9 protein-coding genes and 1 pseudogene are annotated in these 9614 nt (G+C 47.5%); 3 read left to right on the top strand and 7 right to left on the bottom strand.

All coding sequences use genetic code 11. The features are described from left to right. Positions 1–10 precede the first annotated feature (10 nt). Entirely contained in the window at positions 11–280 is a 270-nt protein-coding gene (locus tag O9323_RS18610) for a BrnA antitoxin family protein (protein WP_253845516.1), read from the top strand. Positions 281–568: 288 nt separating this feature from the next. After that, on the top strand, positions 569–1783 hold the full coding sequence (locus O9323_RS18605) for a threonine/serine exporter family protein (RefSeq protein ID WP_288125561.1): 1215 nt from the start codon (positions 569–571) through the stop codon (positions 1781–1783). Positions 1784–1870: 87 nt separating this feature from the next. Here the strand turns inward: O9323_RS18605 and O9323_RS18600 are convergent, their stop codons facing one another. The 6 genes from O9323_RS18600 to O9323_RS18575 form a co-directional block, all read right to left on the bottom strand. Continuing rightward, the gene (locus tag O9323_RS18600) at positions 1871–2971 is read right to left on the bottom strand and encodes an EcsC family protein (protein ID WP_149106816.1); all 1101 of its coding nucleotides are present in this window, start codon (positions 2969–2971) and stop codon (positions 1871–1873) included. A 30-nt stretch (positions 2972–3001) separates the two neighbouring features. Next, entirely contained in the window at positions 3002–4522 is a 1521-nt protein-coding gene (locus O9323_RS18595) for a YegS/Rv2252/BmrU family lipid kinase (protein ID WP_149106815.1), read from the bottom strand. 97 nt (positions 4523–4619) lie between these two features. Continuing rightward, complete coding sequence (locus O9323_RS18590; RefSeq protein ID WP_016515845.1) at positions 4620–5444, bottom strand: ABC transporter ATP-binding protein; 825 nt, start codon at positions 5442–5444, stop codon at positions 4620–4622. A gap of 13 nt (positions 5445–5457) precedes the next feature. Further along, positions 5458–5979, bottom strand: a complete 522-nt coding sequence (locus O9323_RS18585; protein WP_228051214.1) for an ABC transporter substrate-binding protein — start codon at positions 5977–5979, stop codon at positions 5458–5460. 36 nt (positions 5980–6015) lie between these two features. Then, on the bottom strand, positions 6016–6498 hold the full coding sequence (locus O9323_RS18580) for a type 2 periplasmic-binding domain-containing protein (RefSeq protein ID WP_262382250.1): 483 nt from the start codon (positions 6496–6498) through the stop codon (positions 6016–6018). A gap of 33 nt (positions 6499–6531) precedes the next feature. Next, on the bottom strand, positions 6532–7365 hold the full coding sequence (locus O9323_RS18575; protein ID WP_016515843.1) for an ABC transporter permease: 834 nt from the start codon (positions 7363–7365) through the stop codon (positions 6532–6534). Positions 7366–7874: 509 nt separating this feature from the next. Between O9323_RS18575 and O9323_RS18570 the strand changes: the two genes are divergently transcribed. Beyond that, positions 7875–9350 carry an iron uptake porin gene (locus tag O9323_RS18570; RefSeq protein WP_288125560.1) on the top strand — a complete coding sequence of 492 codons (1476 nt, stop codon included), beginning with the start codon at positions 7875–7877 and terminating at the stop codon, positions 9348–9350. A 19-nt stretch (positions 9351–9369) separates the two neighbouring features. Here the strand turns inward: O9323_RS18570 and O9323_RS18565 are convergent. After that, positions 9370–9614: pseudogene (locus tag O9323_RS18565) on the bottom strand (IS1634 family transposase); the annotation flags it as partial.

Below are 9614 nucleotides of genomic sequence, written 5' to 3'. Positions count from 1 at the left end.
ATAAAAGTTTATGCTGCTATTTTTTTTCGGAAAAATAGGTTGTAATGGGAGACTCTTTGTTTTCCTAGACAAAAATAATTACTTTTTCAAAAAAACACTTTTCTATTTTTTTGTTGGGTATTTTATTCTCTGGAAGTCCCTTAATTCTCCTCTAAAAGTTCCTGTAACTCTTCAGCTTGATCCCTCAGTTGTTGCTTGGTATAAACAGCAATTTCCCCAAAAATATCAGACTTTAATTAATGCCGTACTCAAAAAATATATGATAGAACATAATTGTTAATTACGATTTCCGGTTCATAGAAAACCTTTACTTGAGCCATAAGTGTTTCCCCTTAAGCAAAATTCACGCCACCTCAAGTTCATAATGCAAGCTATACAGTTTCCTCCATCATTTTGGAAGAGTCAACTCTTTTAGATGTAGGTGCGGTATGATGACACAGGTATAGTTTTTTTGCAAAGTCTAATTTCTAATTAAAAAGGGAGAAAAACCAAAGTGGAGTGCGATCCTTTGACCTCAAAATCTTATTTATCCCCTAAATCTCCGTCTTTTCCTGATTATTTTCACCTGATGCTGTTAACTGGCCGCATCTTATTGCAGCACAGTACCACCACCGAACGAGTGCATCAAACCATTCAGCAATTAGCGGAAAAATTCGGGGTAGAAGTCCGGGTATATTGTGAATATGAAGCCATTAAACTAACTGTAAAGAGTGAAAATGAATATTCCTCACACTTTAGTCGCCCCATCACCAGCATTGCCGTTAATATGGCTTTAATTACTCAGGTTTTTTTATCGATCGAAAAGTTTCAGCAAAATCGTTTAACCTTGACTGAGTTAATCCAGAAATTAGAAAAGATCGATAAATATCCCCCTATTTATTACCCTCGCTGGTTCATTATTCTGATGTTAGGCCTTACAGGTGCAAGTTTAGCCCGTATTTTTCAGGGAGACTGGGCTTCCTTTGTGATTACGGGAATTGCCACAGCAGTGGGCGTTATCTTACGGCAAGAACTGGGGAAAAGGCATTTTAATCCTTTTTTACTTAATTTTCTAGCTGCTTTTTTGGGGGGATGTATCGGGGGAATAGCAATTCAACTGGGATGGACTTCTACTCCTAATATCTGTTTTCTCATCCCGTCGATGATGTTAGTACCGGGGGTTCATCTGATTAATGGAGTCTTAGATTTAGTCGAGAATCATATTCCCATGGGCATGGCACGTCTAGAGTATAGTTTGGTGATTCTTAGTTCAATCGCCTTTGGGTTACTTCTCTCGACAACGGTTACAAACGCCTTACTACCTGTCAGTAATCCTGTTTCTCCCTTGCCTCTATTGGAAGATGTGATTTTTGCGGGATTAGCGGCTATGGGTTTCGCCATTTTCTTTAATGTGCCGCCGAAAATGTTATGGGCTTGCATTATCTGTGGCATGGTGGGACATGGGGTAAGATGGTTGTGTATTGACCATGGCCCCGGTATTATTTGGGGTAATTTAATTGCTTCTGCTGTTGTGGGGACAATGGCGCTTTATTTTTCTCATCGTTTTCATGCGCCACCGGCTGTGATCGCTTTTGGGGCGGTAGTGGGAATAGTACCAGGAATCTTTGCGTTTCAAGCAGCAAGCGGCTTAATTCAGATTATGACCATACCAGAGAATGCCAGTTCTTTATTACTTGCCACCACCCTAGGCATGATGACAAAAGCTTTTTTAATGACTTTAGCTATTCCCATTGGGTTAGCTATACCTATCCTTTTACGCTTTCAACGCCAACCCAATTTTTAGCAAGGATTTAGATATTCTGTTTCTTAATATAGCGGTATTCAGAGTAATGAGGTACACTGACTCTCTTCCCCATTCATAATTCATAATTCATAATTCACAAGAAAGTTTCTGATTGTCCAGCAGCCACCGCATTTGATAGGCACGGCGAGCGGCATCCGCCACTTGATTGAGAAAGAAACTCAAACCAACGCCGCTAGAGATAGCACCTAACCAAGGAATTGCCCCACCTACTGAACTCGGTGCTAAATAGATAGTAGCTTGCTGGAAAATCGTTTCAGCTGCCAGCGAGATTGCACCTTTGTCGCCGATTTCGGTGAGAAGATTGTCAAAAGCTTGGCGAGAAAATTGCCTGTGACTGTCTCTCAAATTATCCACCGCTTGCCATTTAGCCTCCGGAGTTTGGGCGGTAGCTGCTGCTAAGATAATCCAAGCAAAATTCCGCTCCTGTTCCGTTGTGGTCGAGTAACCATAACACAAGCCAATTCTCTGAATAGTTTGCAGAGATTGAACTATTGACAGTGGGATTTCGCTAATTACTCCGATAACTCCTATCAAACCGGCAATTGTCCCTTCCACTTCAGCAGTTGCTAAGGTTTTTTGCTGCACTTTTTTCGCTAAATGATCGCACTCTGCTAAGGAGACTTGTTGCCAATCGTGATGTTTCTCAACTCCGGCTAGGTGTTTCAATTGATCCCACTCTTCTTGCCATTTTTCCGCTAGGCGATCGCAAAAATTTAATGTCTCATCGATCCATTTTTCTGGAATGAGCCAATCAGCGATCTTCCCGATTGTACCGAAAAATCTAGCAATTAAAGTCGTCAGAAAATTGGGAATTTCTAACCACCAACGCTTAATTTTATGAGCTTGAGCAAGTTCGTAGAGGGTTAAACCATTCGACTGATATCCCGGCAATTTAATCGCTAGGGGCTGAGTTGGTTGGTAAGCTAAAGCTTGCTCGAGGGTTGTTGCTAATTGTTGCTGTAACTGAGCTTGTGAGAAAGCAGCTCTTTGATATTGGACAATCAAAGCCTGATTGACGGGAAATACTTGAGCCTCAATTACCGGTTCTATTGCCTCCAATAGGCCCTGCACTTTCAGTCCATAATACTCATCTTGGCGCAGTCGAGGAACACGCAAGCGAACGCGCCCCGGAACCGCATGAATCACTTGATATTCTACTTCTAACATCTGACTCAACTTCCCCTTACTATTGACTTTTTAAACTTGTGCTATTGCTAGTTTAATTTTCTGTTCAAACTCTTTAACTGACAAGCTATCTTCGGTATAACTAACTGCAAGGGAAGCTGCAATAGAATTAATCTTAACTTCCGTCACTCCCTCGACAGACTCTAGTATTTGCTGGAGTTGAGCGGCATAGCCAGCATCTTTCCGCAGCCGAGGAATCCGCCAGCGAATTCGTCCGGCAATTTGATGGACAATTTCCGGGGCAGTCGATGGCGGAAAAGTTTCCCCCATCGGGATAGATTCTTCTAACTGCTCCACTTCTGCTCGATTAGATAGCAGCAAGGATTCTCCTAGTTGATCAATGCTTTTTGCTACTGCTGCTAAGGTTTGATGGAGGCTTTTAATCAGGAGTTCACCCACTTCGATGCTTGCTCTTCTGAAGGTTTCCCACCAAGCAATAGATGTTTCTGCTACTTCAGCGATGACTTTAGTTAAAGTCCTTTCCCAATTGAGAGGAGGAACATAGTATTTAACGACGAGGACTTCCACTTGTGTTTCTTCTGCAACCGTTAAATCGAGCAAGCCGCGCAACCTTTTTTGAATAACTTGTTCATAGAAAGTGACCACTGTTAGGCTGGCAGGAACAATCTCAAAAGTAGTGGGAGTTAGCCCCGCCATTTCCCCATCAATGGTAATGGCTTGGGGGGGATTAGTTGTCACCTGCACTTGTTTGGCTCGCAGATAGCCGATGTGGTGGCTTTCTGTTGGTTGGTGAATCAGTCCACTTTCAAATAACTCGATCGCGTTGGCTAGGGCTTCTAGGGCATCGCTAGGGGTCAGAATTGTCACGTCTAATAAACCATCGTCTGGCTTGGTTTGACCGACTCCCTGAGCTAAAATTGACGTAGGCGGGGCAATATTAGCCACCGTGACAGCGGCGGCAGAGACAGTAAATTTCTCATTTTCTGTGGTAATTTCCGCCGTAAAAGGTACGAGATTTTGTAAGCGATCGAGTCCCGCTAAAATATAAGCCAGAATGCCGAATTCGTTTTTTAATTTTCGATCAGCCTCCTGTACTGTTTCCGCCTCGAAACCAATACCCGCCAGCAGCAGCATGGCTGTGTCGTTACAGCGGGCTGTATCAATTGTCAGGGTTGCTCCCTGTAAAATGGCAATACAGGCTTCTTCGATGGTGGTGGGCAATCCTAGTCCGTTGGCAAAAGCATTGGCTGTACCGCGAGGAATCACTGCTAAAGGGATGCCTGTGCCGATAAGAACACTCGCTACCTCTGAAACCGTTCCATCGCCCCCAGAAGCAATAATTAATTCAGTACCTTGTGCCACCGCTTCACGGGTCAGCTGCTCGGCTGCTGCTTCTAAAGAGGTGAGGTAAATGGTGAGAGCGATATGGGGTTCCAATAAGTCTTTGATCGTTGCTAGTTGTGCTTCGGCATTGCCCTGTCCTGAGACGGGATTAAAAATCAGGGAGGCACGGCGGAAGGCTAGCGCTCGCTTTAGCCTACTGCTGGGTTGCGGGATAATACTGGCAAACATGATTAGCCGCTAATGAGTGATTTGTTTAAAAGTGATTATAAACTGTAATGATTAAACAATAGAGCGAGAAATTGAAATCCCTAAAGGGATCAAGTGACTATATCTCGTCGCTGCGAATACTATCCACCAAATTCTGTCGCATCTCTAGGAATTCTCGGGATAGCCGCAAAGAAGCCGGGGTTACCTCGTGGTCACGGTGGGCGAAAGGATTGACGATATCCTTAACCACGCGACCGGGACGAGCGTGGAGGACAACGATGCGGGTGGCGAGTAAGAGAGTCTCTTCCACGTCATGGGTGATGAAAAAGATCGTTTTCCCTGTTCTCTGCCAAATGCCTCTGAGATGGGTTTGGATCGATTCGCGGGTGAGCGCATCGAGTGCGCCAAAAGGTTCGTCCATGAGAATAATCGCTGGTTCGGCGGCTAGGGTACGGGCGATCGCTGATCGTTGTTGCATCCCTCCGGAAAGCTGATAGGGGAAGAAATTCGCCGCTTCCGAGAGTCCCACCATCTCCAAAGTGGCGGATACCCTTTGTTTTCGTTCCCGATCGCTCACTCCTTTCATTTTTGGCCCAAACTCGACATTTTTGGCGATCGTTAACCAAGGGAACAGGTTAGGACGTTGAAACACGACCCCCACATCGGGATCAGGTTCGGTATGTCGTTTCCCCGCGACGGTGACTATTCCCGTCGTCGGCCGTTGGTAGCCAGCCAAGACCCGTAATAACGTCGTCTTACCGCACCCAGAAGAGCCTAACACGCAGACGAAATCTCCTGCGAACAAGCTTAGATTAATGTCCCGCAAGACTTCATTTCCTTCGCTACCTGAGCCGAAGGTAACACCGACATTGGCTAGTTCGCAAATCATCACTTCTCGCCTCGGGGTATCGGAGATAGTTTTCGCAGCAAAAGAGTAACTCATGGACTTTCAGAAACTAGAGGGCTTTGGTAAGGAGGCTTTTTTGAAAGGTAGCCAGATCGGGCGCGCTGGTGATTTTTTTCTGGTTGACCGCGAAATCTGCCGATTCCTTAAGGATTCTGGCGAAGTCACCGGGATTGTCGGTCGTCCCCAGATATTTCGGCGATTGCTGTTCGCTCGAATCCAACCAGATCAACTCTTTGACCGCGGCGGCCGTTTCCTCCGGCGTGATATTCAGTTCCTTAGCTAAAGCTTTGATCGCGTTTTCCGGATCGCTCCGGTATGTCTTAACCGCCTCATCCAACACGGCGATATATCGCTTCACCACGTCGGGGTACTGTCCGGCGAATTCCGTTCGCACTACCCCGAGATCCGCCGTGACAATGCCTTTTTTAGCCAGATCGGCCGAGGAGATCAGCACCGTTCCCCCGTCTTTCTGAAGTTTACTGAGATTCGGTTGCCAGACGTAACTCGCATCGATATCCCCCCGCTGCCAAGCGGCGACGATATCTGGGGGTTGTAAATCTAAGATCTTCAACTCCTTCTCGGGAATATTTTCCAGCGCCAGTAGGGATTACAAGGAGAAATGAGCAGTGGAACCAAAGGGAGTGGCCACTTTTTTGCCCTTGAGATCGGCGATCAACTTGATGTCTTTCTTCACGATCAACGCCTCCGCCGCGCCGATCACGTCGAGGATAAAATACACCTGATAGGGTAATCCACTGGCGATACCCACGCTGGCGGGGACTGTTCCCAACGCCCCGAAATCGATTCCTTTGGCGGCGATCGCCGTGTTCACGTCCCGTCCCGAATCGAAGCTGATGTATTCTACCTTGGCATCAGGAAAGGCTTTGTCCGCCAGTCCCAAGGCTTTCGCCAGTAGTTCGGGATTGGGGATCACCTGATAGCCGATGCGGATTTTTTCCGGAAGTGTTCCGGTCGTGGCGGGGGACGAAGAGGAAGAACTTCCTGTCTTCTCGCCGACACAGCTAGAGAGGATCACAGGTACACTCGCGCCCAACAAACCTAACAATACTTCTCGACGTTTGATTAACATAAGATATCTCGTTACAATCACTAAGAAAAAAACTCAGGCATCCCGACCGATCCAGGGCAATTGGGTTTTCTCTATCCAACGGATCACTGCGTCGATCGCTATGGCGATTAACCCCATGATGATAATGCCGACGAAAATAACATCGCTGCGGAGAAATTTACTGGCATCAAGTACCATCCAACCGATACCCGAAGCAGCGGCCACCATTTCGGCCGCCACTAGGGTGGAATAGGAAACCCCGATCGCCGTTCGCAATCCGGTGAAGATTTCCGGCAAGCAGGAGGGGAAAATGACATAGAAAAATAACTGCCAGCCGGAAGCGCCGAGGGATCGTGCGCCGTTGATTCGGTCGATCGAGATCCGTTCCACCCCGGAAACCACCGCTAGAAAAAGTGGGGCGAAGGCGGCCAGGAATAACAGGGCGACTTTCGACGGATTCTCGATGCCTAACCAGATGACTAACAGGGTGTAGTAAGCGAGGGGGGGTAGCGGTCGGTAGAACTCGATAATTGGGTCAAGGGCTGCTCGGATCGGTTTGGAGAAACCGCATAACATACCCAGGGGGATGGCGGTAACAGTCGCCAGCACTAGCGCCGCCATCAGTCGGTACATACTCTGAAAAAGGTGATAGAGAAGCGAGTGGCCCTTGTAGCCACTTTGCAGAATATCGACAAATGCCGACCAAACCGCTGCAGGCGTTGGGAGAAACAGGGGATTAGCCCAGCCTAAAGACGTACTGAGATACCAGAGGGCGAAGATCAGCAGCACCGCTCCCAGAGAGATCGCTCGCTCCGGAGTCAGAAAACGATAGATCGGGGATTTTCGAGAAGGATTTCGGGTGGGTGTCTTTTCTGGTTTCAAAACCATACAACTCCCTCGCGGCTAATAGGAAAAGAGCGATCATTTCTCGGAAAGAAATGATCAAACTACTGCTAATTTCTCTCGTGTAGCCTAATCACAAATTCGTAAAGTTAGCTAGTCCATCGAGATTTCATTATCCTACGGCAAGCCGACCAAAAAAGTCAAGTTTGTTGATCAAAATAAACTCATATAATTTTGTATAAATTGTACTTGACAAATATTTCTGGCGTTGCTGGTTTCAGACATAAATTTTCTTTTATAGAATTTTAAAATTCATACCCAGACTGACTTTTGGCTGGATGAAAGGTTGTCATTTATACCTTAATTAAGTAACGGACAAAAAAGTAAACGGGCAGCCATAGATAATAACTAATGGAACGACCTAGCGAAGAGTCTGGATATCCTGACAAAACTTGCGCCGCTCGGAAATTTGTGTCATACTCCTCGATCAATCAATAAATATAGTATGCCTATCAACTTACTGTATTTAATTTGCGGTGAAGGAGTCTATAAGTATGTTCGAGGGATTTCTAGTTCGATTATTTTCGGGTTCGGTTTTGGTCGGGATAGCCCTCGCGAGCGCAAATTCGTCGCAGGCCGAGGAAAAATTTTTAGAAAACCAGCCGCCGATGGCCCAGATCACTTCGGTTTCCCAATTGCGGGACGTATCGCCGAGTGCGTGGGCCTATCAAGCACTGCAACAATTAGTGGAACGGTACGGCTGTATCGTCGGCTATCCCGACAGAACCTTTCGGGGCGATCGAGCCTTAACGCGATGGGAGTTCGCCGCGGGCTTAAACGCCTGTCTGAACACGATCGAGCGGTTACTTCAGGAAAATGTAGCGATCGCCCGCGAGGATATCGTTCAGCTTAACCGATTGGCGGAGGAATTCGCCGCCGAGTTGGCGGCCTTGGGTGCCAGGATCGACAATCTCGAACAGCGCACCGCTTTTCTAGAAAATCATCAATTCTCGACGACGACAAAACTGAAGGGAGAAGCAATCTTTGCCCTGACCGACGCGTTCCAAGGTTCGATACAGGGAAGTAACCTTGTGTTTCAAGATCGGGTTCGTCTATCCTTGGAGTCTAGCTTTACTGGAAAAGACCTCTTAACCGTCCGATTGGCGGCCAGTAGTACGACCCGATTGCGACTCCCCGGATTCCCCAATAACGCCCAGGGCAACCAAACCTTTAACCTCCCGGCGGGGAACGGCAACGATATCGTCCTCGACTGGCTCGCCTACGAGTTTCCGGTGGGCGATCTGTACGTCTATCTCCCAGCCTATAGCGGTCGCTGGTGGGATTTCGCCCCGACTCTTAACCCCGTGATCGGGGGAGGGACGAACGGCCGGAAAGCCCTCAGTATCTTCGCCCAATTCAATCCCGTCTACACCCTCGGCGGGGGTTCGGGAGTCGGTCTAAATTACAACATCGGCAAACAGTTTACCATTAGCGCCGGCTATCTGGCGGGAGACGATACATCGGGAAACCCCAATCCGGGAAACGGTTTATTTAACGGGGAATATAACACCCTGTTCCAACTAGCTTGGTTGCCCGGCGCGAACGCGGGTATTGCGCTCACCTATGTCCACGCTTATCAACCGGACGGACCGCTCTTCGACTTCGGCACGGGAGGGGCGAAAATCGGTACGGCTCCCGCGAACGCGCCCTTTAACGGGCCGGTTTCCTCGAACTCCTACGGGGTTTCGGGTTTCTTCCAGTTTAACCCCTACGTCATTCTTAACGGTTTCTTCGGTTACACCAACGCCCGAAGGACTAGCGGTTCCGGTAGTGCCGATATCTGGTACTATGCGCTAGGACTCGGCTTTCCCGATCTGGGCAAAGAGGGTAATTTAGGCGGTCTCGTGGTGGGCGCAGAGCCGTATCGGGGAGATACTAGCCCGAACGATCTCTCGCTCCATCTGGAGGCGTTTTATAACTGGATTTCCCCGTTGACAAAAAGCCATAACCTGTGCTGTAGAAGGGATTAAGAGAATTTCCGCCGCCCCGTTACTGGGTACAAATCAGGGAAACTTCCAATAAATCTAACGCTTTTTGTTGCAGTTGGGTCGGTCGAGTTATCTTAGAAAAACGATAACTTCCCTCCCTAATCATACATTCCACTGTATTCAAGCAAATCGTCCCCAAGTCTTCCAACAAAGTCCGAAAGCTATGCACAGGAAAGTTCTCTTGATTCCGTTTTTTTCTCTCTTTAGACTGAGCGGATTCACTGCGACTCGCTTTAATCACATTCA

Source organism: Microcystis sp. LE19-131.1A, assembly GCF_027532015.1.
Lineage (GTDB): Bacteria > Cyanobacteriota > Cyanobacteriia > Cyanobacteriales > Microcystaceae > Microcystis > Microcystis ichthyoblabe_A.
Note: the sequence above shows the minus strand (reverse complement) of the source record. Positions and strands in the feature narration are given on the sequence as shown.

What these genes read in the sequence shown, in the direction of transcription:
- O9323_RS18610 (WP_253845516.1), top strand. Translation starts at nt 11, where the DNA reads ATGCTGCTATTTTTTTTCGGAAAAATAGGTTGTAATGGGAGACTCTTT.
- O9323_RS18605 (WP_288125561.1), top strand. Translation starts at nt 569, where the DNA reads ATGCTGTTAACTGGCCGCATCTTATTGCAGCACAGTACCACCACCGAA.
- O9323_RS18600 (WP_149106816.1), bottom strand. Translation starts at nt 2,971, where the DNA reads ATGTTAGAAGTAGAATATCAAGTGATTCATGCGGTTCCGGGGCGCGTT.
- O9323_RS18595 (WP_149106815.1), bottom strand. Translation starts at nt 4,522, where the DNA reads ATGTTTGCCAGTATTATCCCGCAACCCAGCAGTAGGCTAAAGCGAGCG.
- O9323_RS18590 (WP_016515845.1), bottom strand. Translation starts at nt 5,444, where the DNA reads ATGAGTTACTCTTTTGCTGCGAAAACTATCTCCGATACCCCGAGGCGA.
- O9323_RS18580 (WP_262382250.1), bottom strand. Translation starts at nt 6,498, where the DNA reads ATGTTAATCAAACGTCGAGAAGTATTGTTAGGTTTGTTGGGCGCGAGT.
- O9323_RS18575 (WP_016515843.1), bottom strand. Translation starts at nt 7,365, where the DNA reads ATGGTTTTGAAACCAGAAAAGACACCCACCCGAAATCCTTCTCGAAAA.
- O9323_RS18570 (WP_288125560.1), top strand. Translation starts at nt 7,875, where the DNA reads ATGTTCGAGGGATTTCTAGTTCGATTATTTTCGGGTTCGGTTTTGGTC.